This window comes from Streptomyces sp. NPDC005496 (genome assembly GCF_042872045.1).
GTDB lineage: Bacteria > Actinomycetota > Actinomycetes > Streptomycetales > Streptomycetaceae > Streptomyces.
Genome location: NZ_JBIAJQ010000014.1, coordinates 235,130 through 253,261, shown reverse-complemented (window position 1 = coordinate 253,261; position 18,132 = coordinate 235,130). Strand labels below are relative to the sequence as shown.

At 71.3% G+C, this 18,132-nt stretch carries 17 protein-coding genes and 1 rRNA gene; 15 read left to right on the top strand and 3 right to left on the bottom strand.

Features of this window, described 5'->3' with window-relative positions; translation table 11 throughout:
- The 10 genes from rrf to ACFYQQ_RS35335 all read left to right on the top strand — a co-directional run.
- Positions 1 to 76: ribosomal RNA gene (gene rrf / locus ACFYQQ_RS35380) — 5S ribosomal RNA — on the top strand; the annotation flags it as partial.
- Between the two features lie 79 nt (positions 77 to 155).
- Positions 156 to 800, top strand: a complete 645-nt coding sequence (locus ACFYQQ_RS35375) for an HAD family hydrolase (protein WP_355780185.1) — start codon at positions 156 to 158, stop codon at positions 798 to 800.
- Between the two features lie 168 nt (positions 801 to 968).
- Positions 969 to 1,664 carry a VC0807 family protein gene (locus tag ACFYQQ_RS35370; protein ID WP_355780188.1) on the top strand — a complete coding sequence of 232 codons (696 nt, stop codon included), beginning with the start codon at positions 969 to 971 and terminating at the stop codon, positions 1,662 to 1,664.
- Positions 1,665 to 1,724: 60 nt separating this feature from the next.
- The gene (locus tag ACFYQQ_RS35365; RefSeq protein WP_355780182.1) at positions 1,725 to 2,963 is read left to right on the top strand and encodes an MFS transporter; all 1,239 of its coding nucleotides are present in this window, start codon (positions 1,725 to 1,727) and stop codon (positions 2,961 to 2,963) included.
- Positions 2,914 to 4,086 (top strand): acetoin utilization protein AcuC, encoded by a 1,173-nt coding sequence (locus tag ACFYQQ_RS35360; RefSeq protein WP_355780179.1) that lies wholly within the window; start codon positions 2,914 to 2,916, stop codon positions 4,084 to 4,086. The genes ACFYQQ_RS35365 and ACFYQQ_RS35360 overlap by 50 nt, the downstream gene beginning before the upstream one ends.
- Positions 4,087 to 4,196: 110 nt before the next feature.
- The gene (locus tag ACFYQQ_RS35355; protein ID WP_355780176.1) at positions 4,197 to 5,012 is read left to right on the top strand and encodes a phosphatase; all 816 of its coding nucleotides are present in this window, start codon (positions 4,197 to 4,199) and stop codon (positions 5,010 to 5,012) included.
- A 129-nt stretch (positions 5,013 to 5,141) separates the two neighbouring features.
- Positions 5,142 to 5,354 (top strand): helix-turn-helix domain-containing protein, encoded by a 213-nt coding sequence (locus ACFYQQ_RS35350; protein WP_004984898.1) that lies wholly within the window; start codon positions 5,142 to 5,144, stop codon positions 5,352 to 5,354.
- A 160-nt stretch (positions 5,355 to 5,514) separates the two neighbouring features.
- Positions 5,515 to 5,613 (top strand): 30S ribosomal protein bS22, encoded by a 99-nt coding sequence (locus ACFYQQ_RS35345; protein ID WP_003948845.1) that lies wholly within the window; start codon positions 5,515 to 5,517, stop codon positions 5,611 to 5,613.
- 302 nt (positions 5,614 to 5,915) lie between these two features.
- The gene (locus tag ACFYQQ_RS35340) at positions 5,916 to 6,977 is read left to right on the top strand and encodes an NAD-dependent epimerase/dehydratase family protein (protein ID WP_355780174.1); all 1,062 of its coding nucleotides are present in this window, start codon (positions 5,916 to 5,918) and stop codon (positions 6,975 to 6,977) included.
- Between the two features lie 14 nt (positions 6,978 to 6,991).
- Positions 6,992 to 8,041 carry a lysophospholipid acyltransferase family protein gene (locus ACFYQQ_RS35335; protein WP_355780171.1) on the top strand — a complete coding sequence of 350 codons (1,050 nt, stop codon included), beginning with the start codon at positions 6,992 to 6,994 and terminating at the stop codon, positions 8,039 to 8,041.
- A gap of 115 nt (positions 8,042 to 8,156) precedes the next feature.
- On the opposite strand, the gene ACFYQQ_RS35330 is transcribed toward ACFYQQ_RS35335, so the two are convergent.
- From ACFYQQ_RS35330 to ACFYQQ_RS35320, 3 genes are all read right to left on the bottom strand, one after another.
- On the bottom strand, positions 8,157 to 9,380 hold the full coding sequence (locus ACFYQQ_RS35330) for a DUF5667 domain-containing protein (protein WP_355780169.1): 1,224 nt from the start codon (positions 9,378 to 9,380) through the stop codon (positions 8,157 to 8,159).
- 256 nt (positions 9,381 to 9,636) lie between these two features.
- The gene (locus ACFYQQ_RS35325; RefSeq protein WP_121405342.1) at positions 9,637 to 10,410 is read right to left on the bottom strand and encodes an ECF subfamily RNA polymerase sigma factor, BldN family; all 774 of its coding nucleotides are present in this window, start codon (positions 10,408 to 10,410) and stop codon (positions 9,637 to 9,639) included.
- Positions 10,411 to 10,917: 507 nt separating this feature from the next.
- The gene (locus ACFYQQ_RS35320) at positions 10,918 to 11,868 is read right to left on the bottom strand and encodes an HAD-IB family hydrolase (protein WP_355780165.1); all 951 of its coding nucleotides are present in this window, start codon (positions 11,866 to 11,868) and stop codon (positions 10,918 to 10,920) included.
- A 184-nt stretch (positions 11,869 to 12,052) separates the two neighbouring features.
- Here ACFYQQ_RS35320 and ACFYQQ_RS35315 point away from each other — a divergent pair, with 184 nt between their 5' ends.
- From ACFYQQ_RS35315 to ACFYQQ_RS35295, 5 genes are all read left to right on the top strand, one after another.
- Positions 12,053 to 12,364, top strand: a complete 312-nt coding sequence (locus tag ACFYQQ_RS35315) for a glutaredoxin family protein (protein WP_355780162.1) — start codon at positions 12,053 to 12,055, stop codon at positions 12,362 to 12,364.
- A 344-nt stretch (positions 12,365 to 12,708) separates the two neighbouring features.
- Positions 12,709 to 13,458, top strand: coding sequence for a redox-sensing transcriptional repressor Rex (locus tag ACFYQQ_RS35310; protein WP_355780159.1), 750 nt, complete (start codon positions 12,709 to 12,711; stop codon positions 13,456 to 13,458).
- The gene (locus tag ACFYQQ_RS35305; protein ID WP_355780156.1) at positions 13,455 to 15,161 is read left to right on the top strand and encodes a glutamyl-tRNA reductase; all 1,707 of its coding nucleotides are present in this window, start codon (positions 13,455 to 13,457) and stop codon (positions 15,159 to 15,161) included. Before ACFYQQ_RS35310 ends, ACFYQQ_RS35305 begins: the two co-directional genes overlap by 4 nt.
- Complete coding sequence (hemC, locus tag ACFYQQ_RS35300) at positions 15,158 to 16,171, top strand: hydroxymethylbilane synthase (protein WP_355780153.1); 1,014 nt, start codon at positions 15,158 to 15,160, stop codon at positions 16,169 to 16,171. Before ACFYQQ_RS35305 ends, hemC begins: the two co-directional genes overlap by 4 nt.
- Positions 16,168 to 17,913: a bifunctional uroporphyrinogen-III C-methyltransferase/uroporphyrinogen-III synthase gene (locus tag ACFYQQ_RS35295; RefSeq protein WP_356175574.1), complete on the top strand. Its 1,746-nt coding sequence runs from the start codon at positions 16,168 to 16,170 to the stop codon at positions 17,911 to 17,913. The genes hemC and ACFYQQ_RS35295 overlap by 4 nt, the downstream gene beginning before the upstream one ends.
- Positions 17,914 to 18,132: the final 219 nt, after the last annotated feature.

Below are 18,132 nucleotides of genomic sequence, written 5' to 3'. Positions count from 1 at the left end.
GAACCCGGAAGCTAAGCCTTACAGCGCCGATGGTACTGCAGGGGGGACCCTGTGGGAGAGTAGGACGCCGCCGAACAAATTTTGAAAGAGAACCCTCGTACCGGGGATACCGGTACGGGGGTTTTCTGTTTTCCGGGGTCGTTTATGGTCGAGATATGCGCTACGACCTGGTCATCTTCGACAACGACGGCGTCCTCGTGGACAGCGAGCCGATCTCCAACACGCTCCTGGCCGCGTACCTCACCGAACTCGGGCACCCCACCTCGTACGAGGACTCCCTGCGCGACTACATGGGGGCCGCCATGCACCGCGTGCACGACACGGTGCTGGAGCGGACCGGACAGCGCCTTCCGGCGGACTTCGACGACGTCTTCCACGCGCGCGTCTTCGCCGCCTTCGAGCGGGAGCTCCAGCCCGTCGCCGGGGCGGTGCAGGTGCTGGAGAAGCTCGCCGCGGACGGAGTGCCGTACTGCGTGGCCTCCTCCGGGAGCCACGAGCGGATCCGGGTGGGACATCGGAAGACCGGGCTCGACCGGTGGTTCGACGACGGGCGGATCTTCAGTTCGCAGGACGTGGGACGCGGTAAGCCGGCGCCCGACCTGTTCCTGTACGCGGCCGAGCGCATGGGCGTACCGGCAGAGCGGTGTGCCGTCGTGGAGGACAGCCCGCTCGGGGTGCGGGCGGCGAACGCGGCCGGCATGGACGTGTACGGGTTCACCGCGATGACGCCGGGCGACCGGCTGACCGGGGCCACCGAACTCTTCGCTGACATGGGGGAGTTGGCCGACCTGCTCGCGTGACGGTGGCCATCCGGCGGCACTGACATTTGTCATCCCCGGGTCCGGACGATCGTTCCTACTGCCACCCCGGGTCCGGGCGCGAAGCTGTGTACGTCGAGCACGGGACGTACACAGCGACCACGGAAGGACCCGACCATGAGCCTCACGGCCACCGCGACCCGCACCGAAATGCCCGCCGCCGCAAGGGACTCGGCACAGGGGCGGGGGTCCGTCCGGCGCGGCTTCATGCCGCTGGTCGTGGACGTGGCGGTGCCCCTCGCGTCGTTCTACCTCCTCAAGGACGGGTTCGGGTTCGGGACGGTGGCCGCGCTCGGCTGGAGCAGCGTGCTGCCGGCTGTGCGGACCGTGTGGAGCGCCGTGCGGGACCGCAGGCTCAACGGGCTCGCGGCGCTGATCCTGGTGGTCAACGTCGCCGGGCTGGTGCTCGGTTCGGTCGCCGGTGACCCGCGGCTGATGCTGGCCAAGGACAGCGCGGTCAGCAGTGTCGTCGGCATCGGCGTCCTGGTCTCGGTGCTGCTGGGCAGGCCGATGATGACGGCGGCCATGGCGCCGTTCCTCATCAAGGGCGACGCGGCCAGGGGCGCCGCCTGGCAGCGGCTGCTCGGTGGGTCGGAGCGGTTCCGCCGGGCGGAGCGGACCTTCTCCGTCGTATGGGGTGTGGTGCTGCTCGGTGAGTGCGTGGTCCGGGTCGTGGGCGCCTACACGCTCCCGGTCGACACGATGGTCTGGCTCGGTACGGTCGTCATGATCGGCTCCATGGCGCTGGCGTTCCTCCTCAGTGGCGCCCTCGCGGTCGTCCCGATGAAGATGATGCTGAGGGAGGAGCTCGGCGGCGGCTGCGGCAGCCGGTCCGCGGAGAGCTGAGCGAAATTCATCTTCTGCTTGATCTACCCACGGGTAGGCCGGGGCCCTACGCTCGCCGCCATGACAGATGTGCTGCGGCGCGGCAGGGCCTCGTTGGCGTTCAGCTTCTTCGCCCAGGGCGTCGCCTTCGCGCTGCTGGTGACGCGCATCCCGGCGATCCAGGACCGGTACGGGATATCCGACGCCCTGCTGCCGGCGTTCCTCGCCGCCGTGCCGATCCTGGCCGGCGTCGGCAGCGTCTGTACCGAGCAGCTGGTCAAGCGGGTGCCCCCGAGCCGGGTGCTGAGGTGGTCGCAGCCCGTCGTGCTGCTGGCTCTGCTCGGCGTCGGAGCCGGCGACCACGTGGCCGAAGTGGCGGTCGCGCTCGGGGCGTTCGGGCTGGCGGTCGGCGCGCTGGACGCGTCGATGAACATGCTCGGCGTGAGCCTGCAGCGCACGTACGGGCGCAGCATCATGCTCGGCTTCCATGCCGCGTACAGCCTGGGCGGGATCGTCGGTGCCTCGCTCGCGTGGGCGGGCGCGCACTGGCATCTGTCGCTCTTCGTGTCGTATCTGCCGGTGGTGGCGGTGCTGCTGCCGGCGGCCTTGGTCGGCAGCCGGTGGTACGTCGACGCCGCCGGGGGGAAGGGGGCGTCGGAGGCCGTGGCCGGCGGTGGGAGCGAGGGCCAGGCGGAGGCCGGGCCCGTCGTCTTCAAGCTGCTGCTGCCGCTGTGCCTGGTGATGACCTTCGCCTACATCGGGGACTCGACGGTCTCCAACTGGAGCGCGAAGTACCTGCAGGACGTGCTGGGCAGTTCGGAGCAGCTGGCGACCGTCCCGTACAACGTCTACATGGTCACCACGCTGCTGGGGCGGGCGATCGGGGACTTCGGGGTGCGGCGGTTCGGGGCCGTGGCCGTCGTCCGGCTCGGGGCGGTGGTGGCGGCGCTGGGGTTCGCGGTCGTGGCCCTCGCGCCGGGCCCGTGGGTGGGGATGCTGGGGTTCACGCTGCTGGGGGTCGGCCTGTGCGTGATCGTGCCGCAGACCTTCGCGGCGGCGGGGCGGCTGTTCCCGGGGGCGTCGGACACGGCGGTCGCGCGGCTCAACATCTTCAACTACGTCGGCTTCCTGATCGGCTCGCCGTTGGTGGGGGCGCTCGGGGACGCCTGGAGCTACCGGGGCGCCATGCTCGTACCGATGGTGCTGGTCCTGCTGACGCTGAGGTATGCCAGGTCGTTCAGCGCTGAACCGGACCGATACGGTGACGGGCATGAGCGGCCGCACACAGCTGATGTGGGACGAGGCAGTAACGGGCTATGACTTCGGTCCGGACCACCCGATGGACCCGGTCCGGCTGGCGCTGACCCGGTCCCTGGTCGGTGCCTTCGGGCTCGACCGGGAGGTCGAGGTGGTCGCGGCGAAGCCGGCCGGGGGGTCGACCCTGCGGCTCGTCCACCGGGAGGACTACGTCGAGGCGGTCAGGGCGGCCTCCGTGGACCCCGGCGCGGCCGACGCGTCGTACGGGCTGGGCACGATGGACGATCCCGCGTTCGCCGGGATGCACGAGGTGTCGGCGCTGATCGCGGGGCAGTCCGTGGGGGCGGCCGAGGCGGTCTGGCGCGGGGACGCGCTGCACGCGGTGAACTTCGCGGGCGGGCTGCACCACGCGATGCCGGGCGGCGCCTCGGGTTTCTGCATCTACAACGACGCGTCGCTGGCGATCGCGCGGCTGCTGGAGCTCGGTGCCGAGCGGGTCGCCTATGTGGATGTGGACGTGCACCACGGCGACGGGGTGCAGGCGGCGTTCTGGGAGGATCCGCGGGTCCTGACGATCTCGCTGCACGAGCATCCGCGGACGCTGTTCCCGCAGACGGGGTGGCCGGAGGAGACCGGGGCGGACCGCGCGGAGGGTTCCGCGGTGAACGTGGCGCTGCCCGCGGGGACCGGGGACGCGGGGTGGCTGCGGGCCTTCCACTCGGTGGTGCCGGAGCTGATCGCGGACTTCCGGCCGCAGGTGCTCGTCACCCAGCACGGGGCCGACACCCACTTCGAGGATCCGCTGGCCCATCTCGCGGTGTCGCTCGACGCGCAGCGGGCGGTGCAGGTCGCCTGTCACGACCTGGCGCACGAGTACGCCGACGGTCGGTGGGTCGCGCTCGGGGGCGGGGGATACGCGGTGGTCGAGGTGGTGCCGCGGTCGTGGACGCATCTGGTCGGGATCGCGGCGGGGCGGCCGGTGGAGCCGGGGACGGTGATTCCCGAGAGCTGGCGGCAGGAAGTCTTCGCGCGGACACGGCAGTTGGCGCCCATGCGGATGACCGACGGGCGGTGGCCGGTGTCCTGGCGGAGCTGGGACGAGGGGTACGACCCCGCGGACCGGCTGGACCAGGCGGTGCTGGCGACGCGCCGGGCGGTGTTCCCGCTGCGCGGGCTGCTCGCGTAGGTACGGCGGGGTCGGGGCGCCGGCCGGACCGGGTGGGCCATTACGCCAACTGTGGGGCGTTTTCGGGGTTTTCGGGGTGCCGTAGGTCCCGATGCGTCAGCATCGCTGGCGTGTTGAGCACCGGAGCAATGCGTGCGCATCTGCTGGCGGCCCGGCTGGCCGGGACCGTGGCCACCTCGCGTGAGGAGAGTCTGCGCAGCTACCGGCTCTTCGCGGCCCGAGACCCCCGGGTCATGCTCGGGCTGGACCCCGAATGGAACTGGGGCCAGCGGGAGTTGATCGAGCTGATGGCCGACAAGTGCGGGGTTTCGGCCGACCCCGGTCACACTTCAGGGCATGATGTGATCGACCCGGAGCGCACTCTGATCGCTCTGCACGCCTTCGCGGAACGGCTCGGGAGGGCCGCCAGGAGCGGGGCACCGGTGCTTTTCGGCACCGGACACCCGCACCGGCTCATCGGTTTCTACGCCGCTCTGGCGGACGCCCTGTCGGCGGCTGGATGTGAAGTCCTCACCCCGGCGCAGGGTAGCTCTGTCGACATAACGACCCGGTTCGGCCTACGCACGCACAACCTGGACTACGTACGGGGAGTCGCGCTGGTGCGGGAACCCGGACCGCAGGCCCCCGGGCGTACGACCGGCGCACACACGCACTCACCGCTCCCCGTCCGCACCGCGCTGGCGGCCGCCGCGGAGGCCGGCGGGCCGCTCCCGGAGCTGGTCGTCGGAGACCACGGATGGGTCTGCGGAGCAGGTCAGCTGGGGTTCGAGGCCATCGGGCTGGCCGATACGGACGATCCCGCGCTCTTCGTGGGTGAGGCCGAGGGGCGGGTGTCCGTGGTCGTTCCACTTGATGACGCTGTGCGGTCTGATTACTACCGACCGCTTACTCGCTATGTACTCAATCGAGCGTGTCTGTCACAGTAGGCCGCCGATGGCAGCTCCTCTTCCCCACTCGCATCACCCGCCCCTACTCTGGGGAGTGAGCACGCAACGACGAAGTGTCACCGGAAGGGGAAGCCGGTGGCCGTCGAGTGCGGAAGGTTCAGGTGTGTCATGGCTGCAGCTGGCGAGAGGCCTCTGAACGAGGTTCAGTTCCTGACCGTGGCGGAAGTCGCCTCGGTGATGCGAGTGTCGAAGATGACCGTGTACCGCTTGGTGCACAGCGGTCATCTGCCGGCGATCCGGGTGGGGAGGTCCTTCCGGGTGCCGGAGCAAGCGGTTCACGAGTACCTCCGCGAGAGCTACGTGGGGGTGGAGACCGCCTGACGGCGTTCCGCGGGTCCCCCGGAGGCCCTCGTGGTCCCTCCGGGGAACCCCGGTCCCCCTCGATTACGACCTCAGCGCTCGGACGGGTAGGCTAGCCCCTCGTAGGTCGTGTGGGCCCCGGCGCCCAGCACCGAGTGAAGAGAAGTGAGCGAGGGTAGTCGTGGGCTCTGTTATCAAGAAGCGGCGCAAGCGGATGGCCAAGAAGAAGCACCGCAAGCTGCTCAAGCGCACTCGCGTTCAGCGTCGCAACAAGAAGTAAGGCCGTCCCCCGCATCCGCGGGGACCGTCCTTACGGTTGCGCGAACGCTGCAACAGCGCGCTCTGTGGCCCTCCACCGTCAGGTGGGGGGCCACAGTCATGTCCGGCCGCCGGGCCCGCTGGACGTATGTCTGTGCGGCAAATGGCTGGGTCTGGTCGTACGTCCGGGGCTGTCGTCACGTCGAGCAGCGGGCGGTCATCACAGCGCAACAACAACCCGCTAAGTTGGCCGCACACGGGGAACCCGGCAGGGTACGGGCAGCGGTACGTGGTGCGGGACGAGGCGGAAGGAAGGCGCTGATCTTGGGGAAGGTCGTGCTCGTGACCGGAGCGGCCCGTCAGCTGGGGGGCCGGTTCGTACGACGGATCCAGCGGGACCCGGAAGTGGAGCGGGTGATCGCGGTGGACGCGGTCCCGCCCGAGCACCACCTGGGGGGTGCCGACTTCGTCCAGGCGGACATACGGCAGCCCGCCATCGCGCGGGTGCTCGCGGAGCACTCCGTCGACACGGTCGTCCACATGGATGTGACCGGCACCCCGCTGGGCAGCGGCAGCCGGACGTCCCAGAAGGAGACCAACGTCATCGGCACCATGCAGCTGCTCGGTGCCTGCCAGAAGTCCCCCACGGTCAAGCGCCTCGCCGTGAAGTCCAGTACGAACGTGTACGGGTCCGCGCCCCGCGATCCGGCCGTGTTCACCGAGACGACCACGCCCAAGTCGCTGCCCAGCGGCGGCTTCGCCAAGGACACGGTCGAGGTCGAGGGGTACGTGCGGGGCTTCGCGCGCCGCCGGCCGGACGTCGCCGTGTGCGTGCTGAGGTTCGCCAACATCCTGGGCCCCAGCGCCGACTCGCCGCTCGCCTCGTACTTCTCGCTGCCCGTGCTGCCCACGGTGCTCGGCTACGACCCGCGGCTGCAGTTCGTGCACGAGGACGACGTGATCGAGGTGCTGCGCCTGGCCTCGCACGAGCCCGAGCGCGGGACGCTCAACAGCGGCACGTTCAACATCGCCGGGGACGGGGTGCTGTTGCTCTCGCAGTGCGCGCGGCGCCTGGGCAGGCCCACGGTCCCGCTGCTGATGCCCGCGGTCAGCTGGGTCGGGACGGCGGTGCGTACGCTGGGCATGACCGACTTCTCGCCGGAGCAGCTGCGGTTGCTCACGCACGGAAGGGTCGTGGCGACGAACCAGATGCGCGAGACGCTCGGTTACCAGCCGAAGTACACGACGGCGGAGACCTTCGCGGACTTCGTCCGAAGCCGGGGGCCCGGACTCCTGCCTCCGGAGGCCCTCGCGGGGGCCGTCGACCGGATCGCCGCGCTGCCCGTGCTGGGCGGCGGCACATCCCCGACGCAGAGCGCCAACTGAGGAGCGCATCAACGATGGCGGACGCCAAGGTCATTCCGTTCGACGACGACCGCTCGCGCGGCGGCGCTGTGCAGCGCCCGCCCCGGCGCCGGGGCGCGGGGAGCCGGCTCAAGGGCGAGCCCGCGGCGGTACGTGAGGTCCAGCCCCTGCCGGGCCCGTCGCCGGCGCGGGATGATGTTCCTGTGACGCGAGAGAGCCCGGAGACGCCCGAGCAGGGCCGGGCCGGTGGTCTGGAGCGGCGGATCGCCGGCGGCCTGGCCTTCCTGCGCCGCCGGCTGACCGGTGACTACGAGGTCGACGACTTCGGCTACGACGCCGAACTCACCGACCAGGTCCTGATGTCGCTCATCCGGCCGGTGTACGAGAAGTACTTCCGCGTCGAGGTGAAGGGCATCGAGAACATCCCGTCCGAGGGCGGGGCGCTGATCGTCGCCAACCACTCGGGGACGCTGCCGCTGGACGGCCTGATGATGCAGGTCGCGGTGCACGACAACCACCCGGCGGGCCGTCATCTGCGGCTGCTCGCGGCGGACCTGGTGTTCATGCTGCCGGTGGTCAACGAGCTGGCCCGCAAGGCCGGTCACACCCTGGCCTGCGCCGAGGACGCCGAACGGCTGCTGGAACGCGGCGAACTGGTCGGTGTGATGCCCGAGGGCTTCAAGGGCATCGGCAAGCCGTTCGGCGAGCGCTACAAGCTCCAGCGGTTCGGCCGGGGCGGCTTCGTCTCCACGGCGCTGCGGCAGGGCACCCCGATCATCCCGTGCTCGATCGTCGGGGCGGAGGAGATCTACCCGATGATCGGCAACGCCAAGACGCTGGCGCGGGTGCTGGGAATCCCGTACTTCCCGATCACGCCCACGTTCCCGTGGCTGGGGCCGCTCGGGGCGGTTCCGCTGCCGACGAAGTGGACGATCCAGTTCGGCGAGCCGATCCGTACGGACGGCTATCCGCCGGAGGCGGCCGAGGACCCGATGCTCATGTTCAACCTGACGGACCAGGTCAGGGAGCAGATCCAGCACACGCTCTACAAGCTGCTGGTGCAGCGGCGGTCGGTCTTCTTCTGAGGTGTTCTTCTGAGGCGTGTACGTCCGCGGCGCCGACTCCGGTCCGGGCGCGCGTGGCGGACACGGGAACGGGGCGCCCCCCTTCGCAGGGAGGCGCCCCGTTCCCGTACGCGCGTTACCTGGTGTCCTCGGCGTCGATGCCCAGTCCCGGGAGGAGTCCCGGGAGGAGCGGTGGCAGCGTGACGTCCGGTTCGGCGGTCGGGCTGGTCCGGCCGGCCGACGGGGACGAACTGGTGTCGTCCTCGGGCGGGTCGAGCAGTCCGCCCGTGTTCCCCCCGAGCAGGCCGTCGTCGTCGCTGTCCGAGGTGGACGGCTTCGGCTTGCCGCTGCCGGAGTGCCGGCTGTCGGAGGAACCGCCGGTGGCGCTGGGCTCCGGACGGTCCGTTTGCGAGGACTCCGTGGAGGCCGAGCCGGAGCCCTGCCTGCCGCCGCCCTCCTTCGCGGGGGGCTGCGGGAGCAGCGCGCGCAGCGGGTCGACTTCCTCGTCTATGGCGTCGAAGACCGACGTCACCTGGTCACTGACGTCGCCGAGCTGCACGGGCAGCCGGTCCCGCAGCGCGCCCCAGGCCTCACGGTGCGACTGGGAGAAGGCGGACAGGGCCTGGATGGGGGCCAGTGAGCCGTCCCGCTCGTACGCCTCGTGCAGCAGGCGGTGGCCTTCGGAGGCGTCGTGCTGCATACCGGAGAGCGCGCGGCGGATCTCGCTGAGCGACTCGTGGTCGAGCGGGCCCGAGCGGTCCCGCTCCATCAGCCGGCGTGCTTCGTTCAGCCTCGTCGAGGCGTGGTCGAGATAGATCTGTCCGCGGTCGCTGGCGCCGTCGGCCAGCCCCAGCTTGATGTCCTCCATGCCGCGCTTGAGCCCGTAGAGCGAGTCTCCGGGCAGGGCGTCGGAGCTGGCGGCGGCGACGCCGCCGAACGCTCCGGCGGCCACTCCGACGGTGAGCCCGCCCGCGGCCAGTCCCTTGGACAGCCGGGACCGCGGTCGCAGCTTCCCGAGGCCGGTCGCCCGGTGGGCGCCCCGGCGGTGGGAGCGCTGCTCGGGTACGGAAGAATCCCTCGCTTCGCCCAGCGGAGCCGTGCCGTCCAGCAGCATGGCCTCCATCGCGGCCACGAGCTGAGCCCGCTGGACGACCTTGACCTCAGGGTCCAGTACTGGTTTGGGCAGCTCGCCGAGACCCGTGGCGAGGGCCAGCATGAGGCCCTGCTCGGTCTGTTCCGCAGCAGCCGGGGGCGGTGCCGATCCATCTGGCTGCTCGGCCGCCGTGCCCCGGTCGGACTGCTCCTCCAGGGCCTGGGCGAAGGCGTTCGCCCGCCGGTGCGCCGATACGTTCGCGATCACTGGCGGCACCTCCTCTCGTCATGACGGTCGACTCCCCAGGGGGTCCTGAGGGTTGCACGCCCTGAGCGCACTCACACGATCGGGTGATCGGTGGTGGCCAGGGTGTGACCACAGGGAGCCTGTATCCCGCACAACGAGCGTCGCGGCACTTGGGTTACGGACGACGGATGATCGGACCGCGAAGTCAAAGGACTTTTACGGACAGTGAGTTGATCGTCGCTGAGCGTGTGGGATCGCAATGTGATCTTTTGCGGGGTCAGCGCGCGTCGTCGGGGAGGAGCCGGGCGAGGGTGCGCACGGCCCGGTACTGGAGGGTCTTGATGGCGCCCTCGTTCTTGCCCATCACCCGGGCGGTCTCGGCGACCGAGAGCCCCTGGAGGAAGCGCAGCGTGACGCACTCCTGCTGCTGGGGGTTCAGGCGCCGCACGGCGTCCAGCAGTGCCGCGTTGGACAGCGACTCCAGGACGGAGTCCTCGGGGCTGCGCTCGACCTCGTTCGCGTCGAGCATCTCGCCGGTCGTGACCTCCAGCCGGAAGCGGCTGGACTTGAAGTGGTCGGCGACCAGGTTACGGGCGATGGTCACCAGCCAGGCGCCGAAGTCGCGGCCCTGCCAGGTGAACGTGCCGATGCGGCGCAGCGCCCGCAGAAAGGTCTCGCTGGTGAGGTCCTCCGCCGTCGCCTTGCCCCCGACGCGGTAGTAGATGTAGCGGTACACGGTGTCGCTGTACTGGTCGTAGAGGCGTCCGAAGGCGTCGGCCTCGCCGGCCTGGGCCCGCTCGACGAGATCCATCATCCGGGCGCTGTCACTGTCCGCGGCCGGGCGGCGCGCGGTGGGCGTGGCGGCCGAGCGGCCTCGTCTGCCGACCGCCGCGCTGCCGTCGGCCAGTGCGTAGCACGGACCGACGGGTGCGGCGGAGACAGCGAGGGCGGGGACGGCGTACGCGGTGGGGACGAAGCCGCGCAGGCGGTCGAGGACCGTTGCGCGCAGCGTAGCCAGGCCCGAGGCGTCAACCCCGACGTGTGGGTACACGGGACTCCCAGAGGCAGAGCTTCCATCACGTGCAGTACCGGACCGTTCACCCGTCGTAGCGACTGGTGGTGTCCGTCATGCGTTTGAGGAGAATAACGCTTCGTACAGGCAGCGCTACACCCAGTTGCTCAAATCATCGATTACGTCGTTTCCGTAACCGATCAGCGCCTCATCGAGTGCCGTTCGGTGACCGATTGTTGATCGAACCGGTTCGACTTCCGTCTGGGTGCGGGGCGGGTTGTGCTCGTCTGCGTACGTCGGGACTGGCGGGGGCGTTGCGGGGTAGAACAGCAGGATTGCCCTCTGTCGCCCTGCCCGGAACCCGTGTTCGCGCGCACTTCTGTACGGGAGCGTCAACGCGGTGCCTACTCGCCGGGCACGGCGAAGTCCCGTACGGCGACGGGTGGAAGAGGTCCGGCGGACGGCAGGCGGAGACTCGGTGCCGGACCGTCCGGGGACGGGCGCACCGTGCGGAGCGTGCAGAGGGGAAGGACGGCGGCGGAGCCGTTACCGGCGGCGCCGGCTGATGGCGATCGCCGCGACCGTGCCGCCCGCGACCGCGCCGACCCCGGCCGCCGCCGGGATGCCGACCTTGGCGGCCTTGCGTGCCGTGCGGTAGTCCCGGAGCCGCCAGTCCGAGGACCGGGCGTGCTTGCGGAGCTTGGCGTCGGGGTTGATCGCGTAGGGGTGGCCCACCAGGGACAGCATGGGGATGTCGTTGTGGGAGTCGCTGTAGGCGGCGCAGCGCGAGAGGTCCAGGCCCTCCGCGGTGGCCAGCGCGCGGACCGCCTCGGCCTTCGCCGGGCCGTGCAGCGGCTCACCGACCAGCTTGCCGGTGTAGACGCCGTCGACGGACTCGGCGACCGTGCCGAGCGCGCCGGTCAGCCCGAGCCGGCGGGCGATCACCGTGGCGATCTCCACGGGCGCCGCGGTGACCAGCCACACCTTCTGGCCCGCGTCCAGGTGCGCCTGCGCCAGCGCGCGCGTGCCCGGCCAGATCCGCTCCGCCATGTACTCGTCGTAGATCTCCTCGCCGATCGACATCAGTTCGGCGACGCGGTGGCCCTTGACGATGGAGAGCGCCGAGTCGCGGGCGTCCTGCATGTGCTCGGGGTCCTCGACGCCCGCCAGCCGGAACCACGCCTGCTGCCAGGCGAACCGGGCGAGGTCGCGGGTCTCGAAGAACCTGCGCTTGTAGAGCCCGCGGCCGAAGTGGAAGAGCGCGGCGCCCTGCATCACCGTGTTGTCGAGGTCGAAGAACGCGGCGGCCTTGACGTCGCCGAGCACCGGGAACTCCGGTTCCTGCACGGCGAGGTCGGAGGCCTCGTGCGAGAGGTCCGCGTGGTCCTCCAGCTCCTGGGAGGTCTTGCGCGCTGCCTCCGCCGAGGCCTCGCCTGCCAACACGCTCCGCGCCGTGGCGGAGCGCCTACGGGGAGTGAGCCATCCGAGAGCGGCCATGTCGTGAGCATAGCCAGTCTGTTCGGTGCTTCCGGAGTCGAGAGGATGCCGGGCTGTGAACTCTCCGCGACCGTGTCGTTAAAGCCGCGATCCGACCGGCGCGGCGCGGACGCGTCCGCGCGGGTCTCTGAGTTATGGGCCCCCGGGCCCAGGGGAGCGGCGTCCGGGCCCGCTCGGGGCGAGAATGGCCGACATGAGTCCCATGTTCCGGCGCAGTGACCGCCGTAAGGAGAAGACGGGCATGAAGAAGGAGCCGCGGGAGCGGTTGGTCACACTCGTCAGGAAGCCCGGATGCCATCTGTGTGATGACGCACAGGCGGTCGTCGAGAAGGTCTGCGCGGAGCTCGGCGTCCCGTGGGAGGACAAGGACATCACGCAGGACGAGGAGCTGAACCGTCAGTACTGGGAGCAGATCCCGGTGGTGCTGGTGGACGGCGCGCAGCACACGTTCTGGAGGGTCGACGAGGAGCGGCTGCGCAGGGCCCTGACCGCGTGAGCGTGGGCCCCGATCCCTTGGGGCGCACGGGACAGCGGGTCCGAACCGTGACTGACTGAGTAGTCCAAGTGGTCCGGAAAGTCGCTTAGGATCGAGGGCGGTTCAGATCTCGGGGGCGGGATGCGTAAGGAGTGTGTACGGTTTTGCCCCCATCCAGGAGAGAACGAAGGCCCGTGCGCGCGGGTTCCATACGCGTGCGCCGGGGCCGCGTGACCCCGGTCACGTTGGCCGGGCAAATCGGACACCATCTTTGTGCACGCGTTCACAAAGACATAGCCTGCATTCGACGGGGCGGTCCAGGAACGTGTGACCGCCTGCAGCCCCGCTCTACCCGCAGGAGCACCGTGGCAACTGGCCGAACTCACCGACCGGCGACCCGCAGCCGAGGGATTCCCGAGGCCACCGTCGCCCGCCTTCCGCTGTACCTCCGAGCCCTCACCGCACTGTCGGAGCGCTCGGTGCCCACGGTCTCCTCCGAGGAGCTCGCGGCCGCGGCGGGGGTCAACTCCGCGAAGCTGCGCAAGGACTTCTCCTACCTCGGCTCCTACGGGACCCGCGGTGTGGGGTACGACGTCGAGTATCTCGTGTACCAGATCTCCCGCGAGCTGGGTCTGACCCAGGACTGGCCGGTTGTGATCGTCGGTATCGGAAACCTCGGCGCCGCGCTCGCCAACTACGGCGGCTTCGCCTCCCGCGGATTCCGCGTCGCCGCGCTGATAGACGCCGATCCCGCGATGGCCGGCAAGCCCGTCGCCGGCATCCCCGTCCAGCACACGGACGACCTGGAGAAGATCATCGACGAGAACGGTGTCTCGATCGGTGTCATCGCCACGCCCGCCGGCGCGGCCCAGCAGGTCTGCGAGCGGCTCGTCGCCGCCGGCGTCACCTCCATCCTGAACTTCGCGCCGACCGTCCTGTCCGTCCCGGACGGCGTCGACGTGCGCAAGGTCGACCTCTCCATCGAGCTGCAGATCCTCGCCTTCCACGAGCAGCGCAAGGCCGGCGAGGAGGCCGCGGCCGAGGCCGTCGCAGCGGCCTCGACGGAGACCGAGAAGGGACCGGACGGGGATGTCCCCGCCGTGATGCCGGCATGAGTCTTCTCGTCGTCGGCCTGAGCCACCGCAGCGCTCCGGTCAGCGTCCTGGAGCGGGCCACGCTGTCCGCGGACACGCAGGTCAAGCTCCTCCACGACACGCTGGCCGCGGAGCCGGCCACCGAGGCCGCGGTGCTCGCCACCTGCAACCGCATCGAGCTGTACGCCGACGTGGACAAGTTCCACGCGGGCGTCGCCGAGCTGTCCACCCTGCTCGCCCGGCACAGCGGGGTCGGGCTCGACGAGCTCACCCCCTATCTCTACGTGCACTACGAGGACCGGGCCGTCCACCACCTCTTCTCCGTGGCCTGCGGCCTGGACTCGATGGTGGTCGGCGAGGGCCAGATCCTCGGCCAGATCAAGGACTCCCTCGCCACCGCGCAGGAGCTGCACACCGCGGGCCGGCTGCTGAACGACCTGTTCCAGCAGGCCCTGCGGGTCGGCAAGCGCGCCCACTCCGAGACCGGCATCGACCGCGCCGGCCAGTCCCTGGTCACCTTCGGCCTGGAACAGCTGTCGTCCGGCGCCGCCGTCGACAGCTGGGCCAAGGGCAAGCGGGCGCTGGTGATCGGCGCCGGCTCCATGTCCTCGCTGGCCGCGGCGACGCTGGCGCGCGCCGGGGTCGCCGAGATCGTCGTCGCCAACCGCACGCCGGAACGGGCCGAGCGCCTCGCGCAGATCCTCGCGCAGGGCGACGACACGGACGTGCTCGCCCGCGCGGTACCGATGGACTCGGTGCCGGTCGAGCTGACACGTGCCGACATCGCCGTCTCCTGCACCGGAGCGACCGGACTCGTCCTGTCGGCGGACACCGTCGCCACCGCCGTCGAGGGACGCACGGGCGCACGCGCGGAGATACGGCAGAGCGCCCCGGCGGCCACGGCGGGCCCCCTCGCCGCCACGAACGTGGGCGCCGAGGAGAACTGTCCGCTCGACCTGTCCGCCGTACAGGGCGCCACCGGCTTCTCCGTCATGGGGGAGGCCGCGGTGGCCGGCCTGGACGCGGCCGCGCTGGAACAGCACGCGGCCTGGGTGGACAACGCCCCCGGCGAGCGCCGCGACAACCGCCGTACGCCCGAGGCCGACGCCGAGCTGATCACCGCGCTGGCGGCCACCGCCGCCGCCATCGGCCGGGTGCCCGAGCGGCGCAGGCCCGAGCCCGTCGCCGAGGCCCCGCGGCCAGCGCCCGTGCTCGCCCTCCTCGACCTCGCGATGCCCCGCGACATCGACGCCGCCGTGCACCGGCTGCTCGGCGTGCGGCTCGTCGACATCGAGTCGCTGGCCGAGGCGTCCGCGGACGCGCCGATGGCCGCCGACGTGGACCAGGTGCGGCGGATCGTGTCCGACGAGGTGGCCGCCTTCGGCGCCGCCCAGCGGGCCGCCCACATCACCCCCACCGTCGTGGCCCTGCGCACCATGGCCGCCGACGTCGTCGCAGGCGAGATCGCGCGACTGGACGGCCGGCTGCCCGACCTCGACGACCGGCAGCGCGGGGAGATCACCCAGACCGTCCGGCGGGTGGTCGACAAACTCCTGCACGCGCCGACCGTACGGGTCAAGCAGCTGGCCGCCGAACCCGGCGGCGCCGGGTACGCGGACGCGCTGCGCACCCTGTTCGACCTGGACCAGGAGACGGTCGCCTCCGTCTCCCGGGCCGTCAATGACATCAGCACCGAGAACGCCGAGAACCGAGGGCGAGCATGAGTGAGCCGCGTGAGCCGAAGGGGCCGGCTGCTGGGTCCCACGGGCGGGCAGACGAGACAGGGCCGCTGAGGCTCGGAACCAGGCGCAGCAAGCTGGCCATGGCCCAGTCCGGCCAGGTGGCGGACGCCGTGAGCCGGGTGACCGGACGGGCCGTGGAGCTCGTCGAGATCACCACGTACGGGGACACCTCCCGCGAGCACCTGGCGCAGATCGGCGGCACGGGAGTCTTCGTGACCGCGCTGCGCGAGGCGCTGCTGCGCGGTGAGGTCGACTTCGCCGTGCACTCGCTGAAGGACCTGCCGACCGCCCAGCCCGACGACCTCGCGCTGGCCGCCGTGCCGGTGCGCGAGGACCCGCGCGACGTCCTCGTCGCCCGCGACGGGCTGACCTTCGCCGAGCTGCCCGACGGCTCGCGGGTCGGCACCGGTTCGCCGCGCCGCATGGCGCAGCTGAACGCGTACGCGCGCAGCCACGGGATGTCGATCGAGACGGTCGCCATCCGGGGCAACATCGACACGCGCGTCGGCTTCGTGCACAAGGGCGAGCTCGACGCGGTCGTCCTGGCCGCCGCCGGACTCAGCCGCATCGGCCGCACCGACGAGGTGACCGAGTTCCTGTCGGTCGACACGGTTTTGCCCGCCCCCGGCCAGGGGGCCCTCGCGATCGAGTGTGCCGCGGACAACGCGGACCTCGTCGCGGCGCTCGGAGAGCTCGACGACCCGTTCACCCGGGCCGCCGTGACCGCCGAGCGATCCCTGCTCGCCGCCCTGGAGGCCGGCTGCAGCGCACCCGTGGGTGCGCTCGCCGACCTTCTGGCCGACGGGCAGACTGTCAAGGAGATGCGCCTGCGCGGCGTCGTCGGCACGACCGACGGCTCCTCGCTGGTGCAGCTGTCCACCACCGGTCCCGTGCCCGAGACACATGACCAAGCAATGGAGCTCGGCCGTGAACTCGCCGCCGAGATGCTTGCCAAGGGCGCGGCCGGTCTGATGGGGGAGCGAGCACTTTGAGCCCCACCAACCTTTCCGCCGGCCTCGGCCACGGGCACGTCACCTTCCTCGGTGCCGGACCCGGGGATCCGGGACTGCTGACACTGCGCGCCGTAGAGGCGCTGGCGAACGCGGACGTACTCGTCGCCGAGCACGACGTGCTCGACGTGGTGCGCGCGCACGCCAGGCAGGGCGTCGCCGTGCTGGACACGGACGCCGCTTCCGGGGCGCCCCCGGGGACGGCCGTGGCCGCCTCCGTCGGTGCGTCCGCCGAGGCCCGTCCGGGCTCAGGCACGCCTCGGCTGGCGGTAGTTGACGGCTCGTCAACGACCGCTGGAGGTCCCTCTTCGAGGGATGCGGCCAATCTTGTCATGGAGGCCGCACGGGGCGGCAAGCGGGTCGTGCGTGCGGTGTCCGGGGACCCCGGACTCGACGCGTACGCCGCCGAGGAGATGCTGGCCTGTGCCGCGGCGGGCGTGCCCTTCGAGGTCGTGCCCGGTGTCGCCGCCGCCGTCGGCGTGCCCGCGTACGCCGGTGTCCCGCTGCGGGACGCGCAGGGCGCGGACGTGCGGTTCGTCGACGCCCGTACCGCCTCGGACCGCTGCTGGACCGAGGTCGGCGTGTCCGACGGCACCCTCGTGGTGTCGGCGACGCTGGACACGGTGGGCGCGGCCGCGAGCGAGCTGGTCGGCGCGGGGCGCAAGCCCGATACGCCGATGAGCGTGACGATCGCCGGTACGACGACCCGCCAGCGGACCTGGTCCGCGACGCTCGGGACGATCGCGCAGACGCTGAAGCAGGCGAAGGTGCTGCCGTCGCCGGACGGTGGGCGCCCGGTGATAGCCGTGGTCGGCGAGCGTTCCGCTGCCGCCCAGCGCGACCAGTTGTCGTGGTTCGAGTCCAAGCCGCTGTTCGGCTGGAAGGTGCTCGTGCCGCGGACGAAGGAGCAGGCGGCTTCGCTCTCCGACCAGCTGCGGTCGTACGGCGCCGTGCCGCACGAGGTCCCGACGATCGCCGTCGAACCGCCGCGCACGCCCCAGCAGATGGAGCGCGCGGTCAAGGGCCTGGTGACCGGACGGTACGAGTGGATCGCCTTCACCTCGGTGAACGCGGTGCGCGCCGTGCGCGAGAAGTTCGAGGAGTACGGGCTCGACGCCCGCGCCTTCGCCGGGATCAAGGTCGCGGCGGTGGGCGAGCAGACCGCGAAGGCGCTGATCGCGTTCGGTGTGAAGCCGGACCTGGTGCCGAGCGGTGAGCAGTCCGCGGCCGGCCTCCTGGAGGACTGGCCGCCGTACGACCCGGTCTTCGACCCGATCGACCGGGTGTTCCTGCCGCGTGCCGACATCGCCACCGAGACGCTGGTCGCGGGGCTGATCGAGCTGGGCTGGGAGGTCGACGACGTCACGGCCTACCGGACCGTGCGGGCGTCGCCGCCGCCGGCGGACACGCGTGAGGCGATCAAGGGCGGTGGCTTCGACGCGGTGCTGTTCACCTCGTCGTCCACGGTCCGGAACCTGGTCGGCATCGCAGGCAAGCCGCACAACGTCACCGTGATCGCGTGCATCGGTCCGGCCACCGCGAAGACCGCGGAGGAGCACGGGCTGCGGGTCGACGTGATGGCTCCGGAGCCCTCGGTGCTCAAGCTGGCGGAGGCGCTGGCGGACTTCGGTCTGCGGCGCCGGGCCGCCGCGCTGGACGCCGGTGACCCGGTGACCCGGCCGAGCGAGCGCCGGCCCGGGTCGCGGAGGCGGCGCACCACCTAGCCGGTGCGGTGCTCCACGTAGGAGTGGAAGGGGCGGAGGGGCGCGGTTCGGCCCCTCCGCCCCTTCCCGTTCCGTCGCCGGGGCCGCGCCCCGGACCCCCTTCACGGCTCGCGTTCCTCCTCGGGCGCCGGACCTGCCGAGGCGGCCCGGGCGGCCCGAAACCGGCCCGGGCGGGGCGGGTTCCGTACCGGCATCGTGTCGGCAAGGGCACCGTCGGGG